We start from the raw sequence: 16,821 nt of genomic DNA, 5'->3' as shown, positions 1-16,821 counted from the left end.
TTGATACAGTACTGAGACAAGAAAAAACCGCCTTATGGCGGTTTTTTATTGCTTAATATTTAGTTTAAATATATCTAATTATCTTCAAAAATTGCGGCTATCTTTCACTTCCCACTGTTAACTCTCCCAGCTAAACTTCTCATAACTCGGTATAACCAGCTCTATTTGTGGGTTTTGTCTAAGTTGCTCGTTCATAATATTAATATTTTTTTGTAACTGAACGCGAAATTTCCACACTTCAGTAGCGATAATAGAGAGTTCAGTTGAATCTTTCTGCGTGCCCCCTCTCACGTCTTTCCATACAGGCCGGAGATAATCAAAAGCTTGCTTCAAGCGCGCGACTTGGGCTTGTGTAAAATCAGATAACTGCTCTGAATCAATGACAGGCAAAGGCGCAACTTTTCCAACGTAACTAAAGTAATCAATATACTCATCAAGCGGCACGCTATCCCCACTTTGCCAAATGGGCACCGTTTCACGATTTAAAAGCTTACTAGTTTTAGGATCAACAACTAATACCGTTGGCGTACCAAAATAAGCTGGATACCCGAATTGTTGTGCTATAGCGTGGCGGTCTTCAAAGTATTCAACGTCAATAAAGACCGTTTCAAAACGTTGCTTCAACACTGTTTGCATTTTGGGATCAGAGAATTTACCTGCTAAACCACGACTGTCATGGCACCACTGTGCTCCCAACACGACCAAGAGTAACTTCTGCTGCTGTAATGCCTTTTCCTGAGTTGCTGCAACTGTTTCGGGGTAATTAGCATCTGGTGTAAACGTGTATTGTGGCAATGCATCAGCATGATGTGCAGATTGACAGCCTGTCATCAATAGACTGCCGAGTAGTGTAAATATAAGAAGGTGCTTCACTGAGTGTTCCTTGTTAGAGAAGAGCTAGGTATAAATTAAATCGCGCATACAAAAAAGCCTGCAATTGCAGGCTTTTATATTAAACAGTTTAGTGAGTGATTAACAATAGCAACTATTTAGACTTCGAAAACGCGCTACGAATTAGCATCGACCTGATGTGGTTTTTCAGTTTGGTCTACAATCGTCAATACCGCAGTATCGCCAACCACATTACAAGAAGTCAGTACCATATCAATGATACGATCCAATGCCGCTACAATAGCGAATGCTTCCACAGGTAAACCCAGTTGATAAATCAGTACACCAATCATCACCATTCCACCACCGGGAACACCACCAGCACCAACAGACAATAGGAATACACTGAATAACAATGATGGAATCTGATCTGCTGTTATCGGCATACCAAAGGCGTTAGCAACAAAGAAAATGGCAATAGTAATGTAAATTGATACTCCGCCCATGTTCATCGTTGCCCCTAATGGAACACCAAAACCCGCGACTGCACGGCTGACATCTAACTTGTCAGTTAGCGTTCTCATCGTCACAGGAATGGTTGCATTCGAGCTTGCTGTAGAAAGCGAAAATAAGATTTGTTCTTTAGTTTTAGCACGGAAAGTTGATGCTGATACTGGCGTAAAGACCCCTACAGCAGTCGGGTACACCACAAATATCCAGAACAATAACAGTGCAAGAATAATCACTAGGTATTCAACCACACTGACAAAAATGGCAGGCTCTAGGGTTGCACCTAACTTGAACATTAAAGCAAACACACCAATAGGCGCTAAACTCATCACCACGGAGATTAAGCGCATCATGATTTTGTTTGCTGTTTGGAAGCCTTTTACAGCACCGCTAACCGCTTCGCCCATTGATTTAATCACGCCACCTAACAGCAATGCCATGAAGATCACTTGCAGCATGTTGCCTGAAGTGAATGCCGAAAATGGGTTATTCGGAACAATGCTAACAATCAGTTGCATTAAGTTTGGTAACTCAGTGGCGGTAATTACTGTGCCAACGTCGCTAGACATATCGACGCCTTTACCTGGTTCAATCAGCATAGCGACTGCAAATGCCGCCAAGATTGCCACTAAGGTATTAATAATATAAAAGCCAAATGTCTTACCACCCAAACGGCCAAAGCTTTTTAAATCCTGTAGCTCACAAACGCCACAAACAATACTCACAAAAACCAATGGCACAACGAGCATCATGATCATATTAACGAACATGGTGCCAATTCCACTGGCAGTATTGACTAAGGTTTCAGAAAAAAAGCTCACATCAGCTAAAGCAAACTGAACAATGCTACCCAGTAGCACACCTAAAAATAACCCGATAAAAATTCGAGTAGACAATGATTTGGTCATAAGTTCTCGTGTTCCTAGTGAAAAGTCGGCTTTAGTACTGTTTATTATTCGCGACAACGTTTAATTGGCTGCACCATAAAATTAGTGTTGCTGGCGACAAAGAAGTACTAAAAACGACTGAAATTTAATTTTAGTTATTTTTACGTCGTGGATACTGAGACAAGATGCAACATATTACAATGTTACAGATCAATAAGTTGGGCAGTGGTTTGAATAGTAAAATTTACAACCACCAGTAATAACTTGATAATAAACAATTTTATCTAATAATTATTTATTATTAATTACTCTATAGTTTCGAAAACCAAAAAACACAAAAACAACAGCATTAAGTTCTAAAAAAAACAGACAATACAGTGATGCTCACTGGCCGTTTAGGTGTTCATTCCGCGATAAACTAGCAAACTGCTTAGTCGCAACATTTATTTCTAAAAAGCGACAAGCTAGAATGTTAACCACAGCTTCAGCTCAGTAACCTTAATCAAACAAATTCGTTAATATCATCTACATAAAAAAGCGACTAGGCATAAACCTAATCGCTTTTTTTGTATGCATTAAATCAACCACCACTTAATTTAAGCTAACCACAGCTCCACATCAGAGATCATGAAGTTACCGCTATAAACAGGATCAGGATGACCTATGGGCTCAAGTTCAAAATAGGCTTTATGCTCGTCAGGTAAACCTTCGTAGCCGCCAATCACTTGATAAAGCCAATTCTCAGATGCCCACTGCAACTTATTCTCTTCTAAATATTCCAATGCTGATTGTCGAACCCCTGAATCAATCACAGCGCAGAAATACTCATCAACGGCTAACTTAAGAGGGTTATCTGGAATATCAAAATCTTCCACTTCACCCACCGTCATTGACACATCGTGCTCACGCACTTTAGGCGGCAATAAATCACGACTAATGGCTTTTATTTTCGCCACAGTTTCTAGCAAAATAAGTTCATGGCTATCATTGCTAACATCAACACTGGCAGGCTTGATAACCGCTTCTGCACAATTGAACAAATTCGGCACAAATTTGTGTGCTACATGATCGTCAGGCTGATAATCAGGATGTAAATCGGTGTGCAGTAAAAAGCCCTTTAATAATCGAGTACGTCCCTGAATTTGGCGGAATCGACCCAAGAGTTCTAGTAAGCGCCCTTGTACTGCACTGATTTCCTGAATGCACTGACTCAAGGTTTCTTGAAGATTGGTAACCAATAAGCGTCTCAATTCACGTATATCGCCAGCAATATCACTGAGTTCACTAAACTGGATCATTTCTAATCCATTGAGTAATTCAGATACCTGACTTTGGGCTAATTCATTTTCACGAATTTTAGCGTTAATACTGCCAACATAGCCAAATTCATTGTTAATTCTCCCCCACAATACGCGGATTGAATAACGTAGGCTGTCAGTAAAGCTATATACATGTTCATTTAGGTCAGCTAAATAAGCTTCTGCAGCGCTATAGTCAATGTTGTGTCTGGCTTCTTTATAGTGGTCCGCCAAGGTTTTTATGGTGCTAAGCGCCGAGCCAACATTAGAATCAATTTGACGATTGCGCTCATCACTTAACGCCTCTTCAAGTAAAGCTCTCACTGAACGTTTTAACCGCAGCTCTTCATCGGGTTCAGGTCGCCATAAAATGCCACTCTTTTTGAGCTTTTCAATCACTGCGCCATCATGGGTTTGCTCACTGATAGAGCCCGCAAGATAGGCATCCATAACCACATCAGAATGACGGCTTAACTGCTTAAGTAGCTTAACCCCCGCTTGATGTAAATTATTACTCATCGCGATCCCCTAATGTTAAGTTTTTCATAAAAATCCCTCTCATTAGCTTGCTCACATTAAATCTCTTTGAGTCGCCGTTTCAGCTTGCGCCTCTAGGCTTAACCCTTCAGTTTCATCAATAAAGCGGATCACTTCATACAAATAATCGAGTTTACCGGTGGCGATATAAATCTGTTTTTCAGTATTTGGCTTGATCAAATAGCCCAACTCAACTAACCGTTTAAATACCAATTTAATTTGGTTATCGGCATTACTACTGGTTGAACCGAATAGGCGGTATTGGCTCAACTTAGCCAGTTGCTCCATAAACGCTGGCGTATCTTCGATTCGGGCTTGAAGTTCGGTTAACCGTATCGGTGCGCCTTCACTTAAAGGCGCATCTTGGCCGCTACTTTCTTGGACTAACACCAACCATTCAACCAAGGGAATTAACGCTGAACAAATATCTTTAAACTGACTAGATATCACTTTACGTTCTTGCTCACCCAGTTGTTGATAACCGCAAAAGAACACATCGCCTTCTGCCGCAGAAGAAATGGTGCGGTTTATTTGATTCAAGTACAGCTCAACTTTCTCAAAAGTGGAACTGCTTTTAAGCGCACGCCAGCCATCTTCATTGGTGGTGCGACAAATAAACTCCCCCCGTAAAAGCTGCTCGATTAACATGCCAGTGCCAACCAATGTTGTCTCAGTAGTTTCTATCATGTCAGACATTAGATGACTTCCTTATTGGCATGTTGATTTAAGCGTGCAGCAAGCGGGTTAGCTTTAGGTTTCACAACCTGCAATTTTTTGGTTTGTTTATTAATAATGTAACGATTAGCAAACAAGTTCAGTACTTCTGATTCGGGGTTTGGGAACGCCCCTAATACACTGATATTGTTATTGACACAGGCATCAAATATCTTCTTCACGTTAGTGTGATGCAATGTGCCTAATTCATCGATAGGCCAATGGATAGTGACGTCTGCTTTGCCCCGTAATAAACGGGTAAAGGCCAGTAAGAACTTACACAAGATCAAATATGCCATACCGTGACTTGAAGATTCATTAAGCTGTCTGTCAGTGCGAATAATTAAGTCACTGTTACCTTCTTTTAATCGCAGTTCGATTTCTAATAACTTAGCAATACCACCGCTCAATGCTGAACGGCCAATAATATCTAACGCACGGCGCATGCTTGAGGTGTAATGCTCATCAGGAAGCTGACTAAAGCCATCAGCTTTCCATTGCTTGAAGGCTTTAACGAACACTTCAAGTTCAGGCCAAAACTCTAATTCACTAATGCGAGAACGAATTTTAACCGCAGATTCTGATACCCCATCAAGGAACAATTCTTCACCGACTTCTCGAGTAATACGCGCACTTTGTGAGGCGATACGTCTGTCGATATCTGCTAATACATCGTAATAAGCGGTTAAGTCGATACCAAAAATACGCCCTTGTTCACGAATGGCCATTAATGATTGCGGCACCATCACATTCAATAGCTGCTCAAGTTGTGGCACTAACTTGCGGTAATCCAGTAAACGAATGCCTTTATCATTGGTGAAACTCGATTCATCACGAGCTCGCTCCCAAAATTCAGCTAAACTCGAACCTGATTTGCTGGCGATAACTGAATCAAAGTGCTCAACGTATTGCTTAACAGAACCCAATAAATAATCACGTTGCAGTAATAACTCTTCGCCTTGTCTTAAACGTTCCCCGATGCCACCAGCGGCTTCATCTTTACTTGGAGGTAACTTAAGGTCAGCCAATTTACGCATCACTGCGCGTAATTTAGTGAGATTTTCAGAGGCTTCAACTTGCGCTGCATCTGATGCCTTCTTCCTGGTTTCAAGGCTTTGCTTACGCTGCTTAACGTCAGTGGTTTTATTGGCAAGTTGCTGCTCAAACTCTAGTGCAGCTTGCTTCACCTTAGATAAATCAGTTTGCAGCTTAGGCTTAGCGATGAGCCATGCATTTTGATACCAATGATCATATCGCAGCACATCACTACGACGCTTTTCAGCATCACTAATTTGGGTTTCTAATCCACGTATTTTACCTTTAAGAGTCACAATTGCCGCTTCATCAACCCCACGAGATTTAAGCTCATTTTTGTACCATGTCTCACAAGCTTTTTGCTCTTGCTTGGCATTAGTTCGGCGGGTGTCGATATTGGCTTTGATTTGCCCAAGCTGATTATCTAAAGCACCGACAACATCTTGCCAATAGGCATTTTTTTCCATGCGCGCTTCAAGTGCTTGCTCTTTTTGCTCTGTTAGCCAATCTAAGTGCTTATTGTGTTGCTGTTTTAGCTCGCCTTCTAACTGAATAAGACGTTTACTTGCATGGGCTTTACGGTCAGATAACGCTTGATTGATTTGCTGTTGTGAACTGCGCTTTTCATCAAATAAACGACGCACATCTTCTCGGCTATTTTTATAAGCTGTACGGGCGAAGGTGAGATCTTTATTGAGAATATCTAATTGATCGTTAATGGCGACTAATTGATCTTCATTTTCAGCTTTTAACTCTTCAGCTTGTGCTAACGCCTCTTCAGCCTTAGATAAGCGTAAACGTAAGTCTTGTTCTGAAGCGGCATAATCAGGGACATCGATCGCTTTAAGATCTAAGCCAATCCCAAATAAAGCCTCACCATTGGTGTCTGCAACATGGGGATGTAAGTCAGTACGGTGTAATAACTCTGGCGCTATGACCTTACCGAAGCTTTGCTCCCAACCTGGTGATTCTTTGCGAAGGAACTCTAATAACGTATGAGACTGAGGGAATAATATACCTTTGACATCGTCAACATCAGCAAGACGTTCGTTGACTCTCACACTGGCGATTCGAAGTGCTTCACTGACTTGATCGCGTTTGGCGCGCAGTTTTCTTTCTTCAATTGATAAGCGATCAACTTTTTGATTACAGTTTTCCTGATCTTCATCAGCGCGACTAATACGCTCATCAAAAACTGCTAAGCTCATTTTCTCTTCTTCGGTGTAAGTGACGCCATCAACTTGATGTTTCAATTCACCTTGAGTGAGTTTTAGCTTAAATTCCTGTTCAGCAAATTGTGCTTTACCAGCATCGGTTTTTTCACGCCATAGCGTCTCTAGCTGCGTTAAGTCGTTATTTGCTGACTCACGCTGTGCATCACAGTTTTCACGACTATCATCTTGCTCTTGATGCAATGACTCTAGTTCACGATGTAATTGTTCGGCAATTTTACTGCGACGCGTACTGTAAGCAGCTTCAATATCTTGGTGCTTTTCAGTTTGTAACTTATGACGCTCAGATAAATTTTCAAGATCGCTACGCCAATTGTCTAAACTGTCTAAATCCGCTTTAGCTTGCTCAATATCGGCATTTAAAAAGCCTTCATATTGATCTTCAATAGCATCAAGTTCAGCTTCATATTTGCGGGTATCACCTTGTGCGAATGATAGCTCTTGGCTTATTTCATCGCGCGCTTCTTTCCACTCTTCATCGAGTAAACGCAGTTGCAAGCTAGCATCTTTAGATTCATTTTGATTGTTTTCTTGGCGCTCAGCTTCAAAAGTCTCATCACCGCGATAGCCTTTGGCTAAACTACCTAGACGTAGCTCGGCGCTCAGTAACTGGTTAAACTCTTGTTCTAGCTTTTCAAATTCTGGACGAATTTGTTCAAAACCTTGGACTAACTGACTCTCACGGATCCAGCTCTCAACTCTTTGTGGGTTTAATCGCGAAGTTGGCGGATTTACCCCGTCTTCTTCTAAAATGGCAGCAACCATCGATTTGACGGTTTCCATTTTGCCTTCTTTAGAATGCACCGCTTTCGCTAACTTTTCGATATGGCGCAGTGAATATTCACTGTCACATAATGAAAACTGATGCGCATAATTTCTTAGTTCAGACTTATTACCGCCCGTAGTTAATAAACTACGGTCATGCTGGATGATCGCGCGATACTCGCGAGTATTCAGCAAATTGGTATGCGGCACTGACTGACGTTTCATCTCACGGCCTAATTCAGCCATGGTATGACAAATAATGGTGTCGCCATTGCGGTTTTTCACATAATCATCAAGCTCAAAGCCTTTGGCAATAAAGCGGTAATTGACCCCTTTGCCGTCACCTGCTGATGCCATCAATGCTTGATACAGCTTGCCATCACTCTTTTTATATTCATAAATGATGTAGCTTGAATCGTGGGGTAAATACCAACGCTCAAAACTGTCACGTGTTGATGGCACAACTCGGCTAGGATACTCACCATAAAATACTGGCACTAATCGTTGCAGTGTCGTTTTACCTGAGGCATTGGTGCCACAAATATTGGTGTGTCCATCTAACTGAAGTTCAACAACACCTGGAAGGTGAGTATTAATTAACACTATTCTGATCAAGCTTGGCATTGGCATCCTTTTGCGTACAATCCGCAACGGCTAAAAACAAGATTTTAGGAAGTTTTCTCTTATGGACTATAAGTTAAATCAAAGCGCTTAATGAAGCAATTTTGCTTATAGAAAAGCATGAAATAATACGCTATTTCCATCAAATCCCTCGCCTAACAAAACAGCAAACAGTCTAACTCCGTTAAATTATTCCATTTGGAATATGCGATATTCCAAATTACTCAGCATGCTTTGATAGACTGCGGCAAATTTGTCCCCAAGTATTCTCACTCTCTATCTATTAATAGGCGCTCTTTTTCATATGGCTAAAGCTCATGTACTAACATCACTTTCCATTTTATGTGCGTTACCGGTGTCATTGTTGGTTAATGCCGATGATAAGCACCATGAAGACCCAACTAAAATTGTCACTAAAGTCGGTGTGGGCTATAACGATCAATTTACTTTTTCAGGATCGATCGGTCTTGATACTGCTCGTATGGTTAACGCACGTATTAATGATGATGGCAGTGAATGGAGAGTGGGCGGTTCTTGGCTGTTTGATTTTGGCATCATTAACTTTAATTTTAACCGTAATGAATATGATAACGATGCCAGCGCCAATGGTTACAGCATAGGTACTTTTATTCCGTTAAGTTATTTTGGCTTTTCCCCTGGAGGCTGGCAGATATTCCCCATGGCGGGTTACAACTACACTGATGGTGAAGTTGCTGAAGATGATGTGGTTGATGATAAAGGTTTTATTCTAGTACCAAACACCAGTCATGGTGCATACCTTGGTGCTTTTGCGATGAAACCAATAAGTGACAGTTGGACATTAATGGCATTTGGCGGCGGTGCAAGAGGCAGTGATAGTTACTCTAGCTATTGGGCTGGCGGTGGTGCGAGTTTTAAGATTGATAAGCAGCAATCATTCAACTTCTATGGCTTTATTTCCGAGAGTGATTACGGCAAAACCAATAAGGTCGGCATTTCTTATAGTTATGAATTTCAGTAACCGGCAACGAGTCCTAAGCTCGGAGCCAAGGCACTTAGCAAAAGCACCTAGTCAAATCACTTTGCTAAAGTAAAGCTGTAAAGTTCTGACGATCAAGATGCATACAACAAAAAGCCACCTCATGGTGGCTTTTTAGTTTCTATTTCTATTTATCTTGATTTCAAGCTATAGAGTAATCCGCTTAGTCGCTTTACCGACGGTCTGTTTCATCATTTTTTATAACTTAAACTGAGATGTAGCATTTGATAGCTCATCAGAGAATCCAAGTAATCCATCAGAGAGCTCTTGCACTTCTGCCAGAATATCTAATGTCTGTACAAATGACTCATTCATATCAACCACATTAGTACTGACTTGCGCTGCCACTGAAGATTGCTGCTCTGTTGCTGCCGCAATGTGGGTATTCATACTGTTGATACTCACGATTTTCTCTTGGATAGACTTAAGCACATCACCGGTTTCTTGGGCGTGTTTTTCATTCTCAGACGCTTTGCCAATGGCTACATCCATGGTACTAACAGAAGACTCCGCCGCCCCTTTAAGTCGAGTTAACACTTCTCGAATTTCTTTAGTCGCATCGGCGGTTTTTGATGCCAATGCACGAACTTCATCAGCAACCACTGCGAAACCACGGCCTTGTTCACCCGCTCTTGCTGCTTCAATTGCAGCGTTTAATGCCAGTAAGTTGGTTTGCTCAGCAATAGAGGTAATCACATTCAAAATTGAATTAACACTTTCAGTATCTTTTGCTAATTCATTGATAGACTCTGATGCAACTTCGATTTCAGCATTTAACTCTTGTGAGATATTGATCGTGCTGGCAACAACCGCTAAGCCGTTAGTCGCTTCTTGCTCTGCAACATCAGCAGCCTCTGCCGCTTGGCGTGCACTTTGGGATATTTCATTAACCGATAAGCCCATTTCTTCCATTGAATGCTGTACAGTTTTCGCATCTTGACTTTGCTTTTGTGTCGCTTGTGTAGCAATTCCCATACGTTCTTTTAAAGAATCGGCACTTTGTAATAATGGAGCTGTAACACTGACCACTTGCTGAATCGAATCAGCGAGTAACTTAAGGAAACGATTAAAATTACTTGAAACTTGCCCAAGTTCATCACGACCAGTCACATCCAATTGATGGCGTAAGTCACCTTTACCGTCAGCTAGCTCTCCTAGTGAATTAGCTAGGTTCCCAGCAGAGCTACTTAATGAGCGAGCAATTGATATTGTTGCGATGGCCATTAACACCAGTAAAGCAATACCAATAGAGAGCGTTAACACTAAACTACTTTCAGAACGCGCAACTGATTCTTCAATGGTATTGGTAAACTCTGCGACCTTGTCGGTTTTATACTGCTGAATGCCCATCATCAATTTGTCATAGACTTGAGTTTTTGTTGCAATAATTTGCCCGACTTTACTCATATCTAAAGTGCTATCAATCATGCCTTTAGCAAGATCATAGGTAATATCATTATATTGAGATAATTGTTGATTGAGCGTTGATAGTTTAGCCGATTGAGGATTATCTATTTCCATGAGGCTGTTGATATTTTGATTAAGTGACTTATAGGTTTTATTTGCGTTTTCGATAAGATCTTCATCAGCAAATGATACTGCCTGAGTGTAAAGTTCGTCTAAACGTTGCACATAAATAACATTTTGATTAGCCAATTCGACACGATTAGATACCTTGTCTTGCATAAAGCTCATGGTGTCGTTATTTTTATTAATTGACACGATACTTATTGTTAGATTGACGGCAAAAATAATTACTGACAAAACAAAAATTAATCCCACCTTTTTAAAGATAGACATATTACTAAACCAATTCATTTTTGCCCCCAAAGCACTCTGAAAAATTTAAGCCTAACCTTAATAAAGGATACGACTTTGGATAATCTACTATTTAGCAATACCATCCCAATTGTCATCAATCACTGATATATTTTTATATATGCAATTCTATTACTTATCCATACTATCGACTTAGATTTAAAGATCTTAAGTTAAAAGGCAATATTATTTCTAGATTTTGCTTTTACTTCATAGAGTTTGTCATCAGCAAGCTTAACTAATTGATCTCCATTAATCCCTTTTTCCCATTGAGCAATACCTTGGGAAACCGTGACAAATTCATTAATAATTGAATCAGGGTGAACGATTGCCAAGCGGTTAAGTTCGCTTTTCACTTTCTCAGCTATGCCAATGGCCCCCGCTAAATCCGTTTCAGGTAACAGAATAATAAACTCCTCTCCACCATATCGTGCACATACGTCTCTTGGTCGTTTGGCTTGCTCTTTCAGCATCGTCGCGAATACGACTAAACATTCATCACCGTATTGGTGTCCGATACTATCATTAAGCTTTTTAAAGTAATCAATGTCTAGAATAATAATGGATACCGGTAAGGATGTTCTTTCAGCATGTTGAATTTCTTGCTTAAGAATTTGATCAAAGTGACGACGGTTACTTAACTTGGTTAATCCATCAGTTAGTGCAAGTTGATTCAGTTCACACACTAAACGTCGATTTTCAGCATCTCTAAATACCGCTTTACGGAACCACTTCTCCATAACTTGCTGGCCAGAAATAACCACACCAAGAAAACAGAACAGTCGCAATGTAGGGAAGAACACTTCATCAGAAAATGAGTTAACTCTTACTATGGCAATATATACGCTGAGAATAACCACGACAAATAACAGTAAATTACGTTTTGGAAATAGTGCGACAGTAAAAGCAAAAATAAGTAAATGTAAAACAGTTTCTACTTTCTCTTGCGAATCCGGAGCTATCAGCAACAACAAATAACACAGCACTAGCCAGCAAACGAGCAGTAAGAAAGTAAACCGATAATAACTTGAATAACTTTTAGTCTTTCCCAACTTATCAATCGGAAATTTTTTAAAGCAGGCATAAAGTGAAACAAAGATTACGGGTAAAGTACTTATATAGGTAAGCCAAGCACTCATGACGGGGTTGTTGATTTGTTTAAATATCAGAATAACTAAACCTAAAACTAACGACAAGACTGCTAACCACCGACTACTTTTAGCCAGATATTGTTGAGTTTCAATGTGCAACAATTGCTCGAATGAAGGCGTTTTTTGTGTCATTAATAATTTCAGTCAGTATTCTATACTTTTGATTATAGCGATTATTTAAAAGATGATGCTATTAAATCATTTAAATAGCGAAATTTTAAATTACCGCTCTAATAACGGAAAATTAATGAAAAAAACAGCTAACGGATGATAGCTGTTTTAATTGAGTACTGATGTTTTACGCTAGATTGTTACGCTGCGACACTGTCGTTAGCTGTTTCAGTTTCTGCTATTTCATCTTCGCTGTGTCGAATGAGATAATCAAAAGCCCCTAAAGAGGCTGTTGCTCCACTGCCCATGGCGATAATGATTTGTTTATAAGCAGAATTAGTCACATCACCTGCGGCAAATACGCCTGATATGGAAGTTTGACCTTTGCCATCAACAATAATTTCACCACGATTAGTTAACTCTACAGTGTCTTTTAACCATTCAGTATTTGGCACTAAACCGATTTGAACAAAAATCCCCTCAAGCGCGACATTGTGTGACTCGTTAGTACTGCGATCGGTATAAGTTAGCCCTGTTACCCGTTTTCCATCACCCAAAACTTCGGTAGTCATAGCTTGAGTAATAATGGTGATATTGCCCATTGAATTGGCTTTACGCTGCAACACTTCATCTGCTCGCAAGCTGGTATCAAATTCAAGTACAGTAACGTGCTCAACAATATTGGCTAAATCTATTGCGGCTTCAATGCCTGAGTTACCGCCGCCAATAACCGCTACACGCTTACCTTTAAATAACGGGCCATCACAATGCGGGCAATAGGCCACGCCACTGCCTCGGTATTCTTGCTCACCAGGGACGTTCATTTCACGCCAACGTGCACCCGTTGCCAATAAAATCGTCTTACTTGATAGAATTGCGCCACTTTCAAGTTCGATGTCAAAACGATCACCGGATTTAAGTGAAAGTGCGCGTTGGTTATCCATAATATCAACGTCGTAATCTGTCACATGAGCTTCAAGATTTGCGACCAGTTTAGGGCCTTCCGTTTTAGAGACTGAAATAAAGTTTTCAATACCGACAGTTTCAGCAACTTGGCCACCAAATTTATCTGCCACGATGCCGGTTCTAAGGCCTTTTCGTGCTGCGTAAATGGCTGCAGATGCACCCGCTGGGCCGCCACCAACAACCAACACATCAAATTGTTGCTTATTGTTCAATTGCTCAGCTGTTCTTGCCACAGCATTGGTATCTAACTTATTTAAAATTTCCACCACACTAATGGCACCAACTGAGAATGGTTCGCCATTCATATATACCGTTGGTACTGACATGATATTACGGTCATTAATTTCATCTTGGAATAATGCGCCATCAATCATCACATTAGTGATATTAGGGTTAATTGCCGCCATCATATTCAGTGCCTGAACCACTTCAGGACAGGTTTGACAGCTTAATGACACGTAAGTCTCAAAATGAAACTCGCCTGGCAACTGTTTAATTTGTTCGACAATGTCATCTGCTAATTTTACTGGATGACCGCCAGAGTGCAGTAATGCCAAAACAAGGGAAGTGAACTCATGCCCCATTGGCAAACCTGCAAAAGTAATATTACTGCCAGACAACGGATTTACAATACTCATAGACGGTGTTCTTACGCCCTGCTTATCAATAACAGAAACTAGGCTCGATAAACTGGCAATATCCGCCGCTAATGCTGCAAGTTCTTGAGATTTAGGACTCGCGTCTGCAGATACGACAAGTTCAACTGGTCGTTTAAGGTTTTGCAGATAGGTATTCAGTTGATTTTTAATATTCGCATCTAACATACGTGTACTCCTAATGAATGAGGTTGAGCAAAAAATATCAACCTAGAACATAACAACGACTATCGATGTTATGTCAGGGGGACTAGGTTGATTGATGGAGAGGGTAATGAAAAACTTAGCTTACTCAGTGATGAGTTGAGTAAGCTAATGGAGCTAATAATGACTGTGGAGTTAGATTTTACCCACTAGGTCAATTGATGGTGCTAATGTTGCTTCACCAGGCTGCCATGCAGCAGGACAAACTTCGCCATCATGTGTTGCAACATACTGTGCGGCTTGAATTTTACGAACTAATTCAGATGCACTGCGGCCTATACCTAGGTCGTGAACTTCAGCAACTTTAACTTCACCTTCAGGGTTCATTACGAATGTACCGCGAAGTGCTAAACCGTCTTCTTCAATCATCACACCGAAATTGCGAGTAATTGCGCCAGTTGGGTCACCAATCATTGGGTAAGTAATTTTACCGATGGTGTCTGAACTTGAATGCCATGCTTTATGAGTAAAATGTGTGTCAGTTGATACTGAGTAAACTTCAACACCCATTTCTTGTAATTTAGCGTAATGGTCAGCCATGTCGCCTAATTCTGTTGGACATACGAAAGTGAAATCTGCTGGGTAGAAAAATACTACTGACCATTTGCCTAATAAATCTTGCTCGGTAACTGAAACAAAATCACCGTTGTGAAAAGCTGTTGCTGAAAAAGGTTTGATTGTTGAGTTGATAATTGATTGAGTCATAGTGTCGCTCCGAAATAGGTAAATTCTAATTAAGTGTTTGGCTTTATCCGTTTGATGGAATAGATAATAGCGATAACTTAGAATTAAATATAACGGATAAAAACTATCACCCTAATCGGTTTTTTAGAAATTGGAGGTAAAATAAAAGCCGACTATCTAAAAAACCGATAACCGACTCTTTTCTGGAACCTGTACTTACCTAGTTAGATAAACCAACATAATGCGGCTAGGGTGAAGATCACTCTTCCCATTGAGTAAAGCGAGTTAACGAGCGTCCCACAGGGTAATCAAGTTGCTGTGATAACTGCTGTAATTGCTGTTTATTATAAGCTGCACTGAAAGAGTTAGGTTGCTTACTGGCATAAATAACCCAATTACCACCACCGGTTAACGTCGCGTAAACATTGGCAAACTGCGCTGACAACACTTGCTTTAGTAATTCACTTTTACTGTGTTCTTTCCAACAATTGAGCACTAAGAAACCTTCAGCTTTAAGGCTTTTATGACAATGACCGATAAATTCACTGGTTAGCTGTTTTTCATCAACGCCCTGCTCGATATACATATCAGCAAAAATAATATCCACTTTCTTGTGGTTACCATTGATTAAAAACTCGCTACCATCCTGATGCATAACATTAAGCTTTTTACCCACTGGTAATTGAAAAAAGCGTTTGGCGACATCAATGACATCAGCTCTTAATTCAACAGTCGTTAACTTTATAGCAGCATCATAGCGCCTAAGCGCATGCACTAGGCCTCCGCCGCCCAACCCGAGAATTATGGCACTTTTGGGTTTGTTAAATAACAACACTGCTAACATTGCCTGAATATAGGTATGTTGAGGAATATGCGGCGCTGACTTTAGAATTTTACTTTGTTCATCGTTATCACCAAATGACAAGACCCGAAAATCACCATCATCTAAAACATAAATGGGGCCGATTTCGTCACTAACATGGTGCAACTGTTGATACTCTGACATTTTTTAACACTCTACGACTCGTCAGCTTTGACTTGATTACATCCCAGCTTGACGAATATATTTGCAAGCGGCCTAGTTTACAGTATAAATAGCCACTCTAAACGATATGTTTATTAACTTAACTCTGAATAGTGAATTAACGCCCATGAATACTCAAATATTGATTTGCTTCGGCTGCTTGGCAGTGTTTTTTTTCATCCAACACCAATTAAAATTATTGATTGATAAACAAGCACAAAAAAAACAGATTAATGAAGTAAGAAGCCTATTAGTTACCCGGCTAGTATCCTATTTATTATTTTTTATTACCGCGTCGATTATGGCGATTTCATTGGGATTGGGATATCAAGAAGTCTCTTTGTTCGTGTCATCAGCGTTTGCAGTGCTAGGCGTAGCCTTATTTGCTCAGTGGTCCATATTAAGTAATATTACCGCAGGCATTTTAATCTTCTTTGCCTGTCCGTATCGCATTGGTGACAAGATAAAAATTGTTGATAAAGATGAGGATATGACCGGGATTATTATAGAGATAAGTCTATTTCACGTTATTCTAAAGCGTGAGCAAGGGGATGTGATGACTTACCCTAATAGTTTGATGCTACAAAAAGCGGTAATCAAATTACCACATCAAGGGAAAGTCGCTGACGTTAATGCAGATAGTGCCAATAGTGTCGAAACAGTCATTGATGACACAACTCAAAAACTGTAAAGGTTTATGAAGCACATAAACCTTTAGTTATCCTAAAGCTTGGCCCTTATCCTTCTTGATAAGAGCTT

General features: G+C 40.3%; 12 protein-coding genes. 2 read left to right on the top strand and 10 right to left on the bottom strand.

The window, feature by feature from the left end; translation table 11 throughout:
- Positions 1-117 precede the first annotated feature (117 nt).
- The 5 genes from FPK91_RS17165 to FPK91_RS17145 all read right to left on the bottom strand — a co-directional run bounded on the left by FPK91_RS17165 (position 118) and on the right by FPK91_RS17145 (position 8,433).
- Positions 118-873, bottom strand: coding sequence for a thioredoxin family protein (locus FPK91_RS17165; RefSeq protein WP_144212725.1), 756 nt, complete (start codon positions 871-873; stop codon positions 118-120).
- A 134-nt stretch (positions 874-1,007) separates the two neighbouring features.
- Positions 1,008-2,249, bottom strand: coding sequence for a dicarboxylate/amino acid:cation symporter (locus tag FPK91_RS17160; RefSeq protein ID WP_144212723.1), 1,242 nt, complete (start codon positions 2,247-2,249; stop codon positions 1,008-1,010).
- 575 nt (positions 2,250-2,824) lie between these two features.
- The gene (locus tag FPK91_RS17155) at positions 2,825-4,045 is read right to left on the bottom strand and encodes a phosphoenolpyruvate carboxylase (protein ID WP_144212721.1); all 1,221 of its coding nucleotides are present in this window, start codon (positions 4,043-4,045) and stop codon (positions 2,825-2,827) included.
- A gap of 51 nt (positions 4,046-4,096) precedes the next feature.
- Positions 4,097-4,750, bottom strand: coding sequence for a hypothetical protein (locus FPK91_RS17150; RefSeq protein WP_168926960.1), 654 nt, complete (start codon positions 4,748-4,750; stop codon positions 4,097-4,099).
- Positions 4,751-4,758: 8 nt separating this feature from the next.
- Entirely contained in the window at positions 4,759-8,433 is a 3,675-nt protein-coding gene (locus tag FPK91_RS17145) for an ATP-binding protein (protein WP_144212717.1), read from the bottom strand.
- 301 nt (positions 8,434-8,734) lie between these two features.
- Here FPK91_RS17145 and FPK91_RS17140 point away from each other — a divergent pair, with 301 nt between their 5' ends.
- The gene (locus FPK91_RS17140; protein ID WP_144212715.1) at positions 8,735-9,430 is read left to right on the top strand and encodes a hypothetical protein; all 696 of its coding nucleotides are present in this window, start codon (positions 8,735-8,737) and stop codon (positions 9,428-9,430) included.
- Between the two features lie 216 nt (positions 9,431-9,646).
- Here the strand turns inward: FPK91_RS17140 and FPK91_RS17135 are convergent, their stop codons facing one another.
- From FPK91_RS17135 to FPK91_RS17115, 5 genes are all read right to left on the bottom strand, one after another.
- Positions 9,647-11,266 (bottom strand): methyl-accepting chemotaxis protein, encoded by a 1,620-nt coding sequence (locus FPK91_RS17135; RefSeq protein ID WP_144212713.1) that lies wholly within the window; start codon positions 11,264-11,266, stop codon positions 9,647-9,649.
- Positions 11,267-11,439: 173 nt separating this feature from the next.
- Positions 11,440-12,549, bottom strand: a complete 1,110-nt coding sequence (locus FPK91_RS17130) for a GGDEF domain-containing protein (RefSeq protein ID WP_144212711.1) — start codon at positions 12,547-12,549, stop codon at positions 11,440-11,442.
- Between the two features lie 179 nt (positions 12,550-12,728).
- Positions 12,729-14,318 carry an alkyl hydroperoxide reductase subunit F gene (gene ahpF, locus FPK91_RS17125; protein ID WP_144212709.1) on the bottom strand — a complete coding sequence of 530 codons (1,590 nt, stop codon included), beginning with the start codon at positions 14,316-14,318 and terminating at the stop codon, positions 12,729-12,731.
- A gap of 171 nt (positions 14,319-14,489) precedes the next feature.
- Positions 14,490-15,059 carry an alkyl hydroperoxide reductase subunit C gene (gene ahpC / locus FPK91_RS17120; RefSeq protein WP_144212707.1) on the bottom strand — a complete coding sequence of 190 codons (570 nt, stop codon included), beginning with the start codon at positions 15,057-15,059 and terminating at the stop codon, positions 14,490-14,492.
- Positions 15,060-15,297: 238 nt separating this feature from the next.
- Positions 15,298-16,044 (bottom strand): spermidine synthase, encoded by a 747-nt coding sequence (locus tag FPK91_RS17115; protein ID WP_144212705.1) that lies wholly within the window; start codon positions 16,042-16,044, stop codon positions 15,298-15,300.
- Between the two features lie 145 nt (positions 16,045-16,189).
- On the opposite strand from FPK91_RS17115, the gene FPK91_RS17110 reads away from it, so the two are divergent.
- A complete protein-coding gene (locus FPK91_RS17110; protein WP_144212703.1) occupies positions 16,190-16,753 on the top strand; it encodes a mechanosensitive ion channel domain-containing protein in 564 nt (187 codons plus the stop codon).
- Positions 16,754-16,821 lie beyond the last annotated feature (68 nt).

This window comes from Shewanella donghaensis, from assembly GCF_007567505.1.
GTDB classification, from domain to species: Bacteria; Pseudomonadota; Gammaproteobacteria; order Enterobacterales; family Shewanellaceae; genus Shewanella; species Shewanella donghaensis.
This window is presented reverse-complemented; position numbering and strand designations above follow the sequence as displayed.

Coding starts and splice junctions, on each gene's coding strand:
- FPK91_RS17140 (WP_144212715.1), top strand. CDS start 8,735: ATGGCTAAAGCTCATGTACTAACATCACTTTCCATTTTATGTGCGTTA.
- FPK91_RS17150 (WP_168926960.1), bottom strand. CDS start 4,750: ATGATAGAAACTACTGAGACAACATTGGTTGGCACTGGCATGTTAATC.
- FPK91_RS17115 (WP_144212705.1), bottom strand. CDS start 16,044: ATGTCAGAGTATCAACAGTTGCACCATGTTAGTGACGAAATCGGCCCC.
- ahpC (WP_144212707.1), bottom strand. CDS start 15,059: ATGACTCAATCAATTATCAACTCAACAATCAAACCTTTTTCAGCAACA.
- FPK91_RS17110 (WP_144212703.1), top strand. CDS start 16,190: ATGAATACTCAAATATTGATTTGCTTCGGCTGCTTGGCAGTGTTTTTT.
- FPK91_RS17130 (WP_144212711.1), bottom strand. CDS start 12,549: ATGACACAAAAAACGCCTTCATTCGAGCAATTGTTGCACATTGAAACT.
- FPK91_RS17145 (WP_144212717.1), bottom strand. CDS start 8,433: ATGCCAAGCTTGATCAGAATAGTGTTAATTAATACTCACCTTCCAGGT.
- FPK91_RS17135 (WP_144212713.1), bottom strand. CDS start 11,266: ATGAATTGGTTTAGTAATATGTCTATCTTTAAAAAGGTGGGATTAATT.
- FPK91_RS17155 (WP_144212721.1), bottom strand. CDS start 4,045: ATGAGTAATAATTTACATCAAGCGGGGGTTAAGCTACTTAAGCAGTTA.
- FPK91_RS17160 (WP_144212723.1), bottom strand. CDS start 2,249: ATGACCAAATCATTGTCTACTCGAATTTTTATCGGGTTATTTTTAGGT.
- ahpF (WP_144212709.1), bottom strand. CDS start 14,318: ATGTTAGATGCGAATATTAAAAATCAACTGAATACCTATCTGCAAAAC.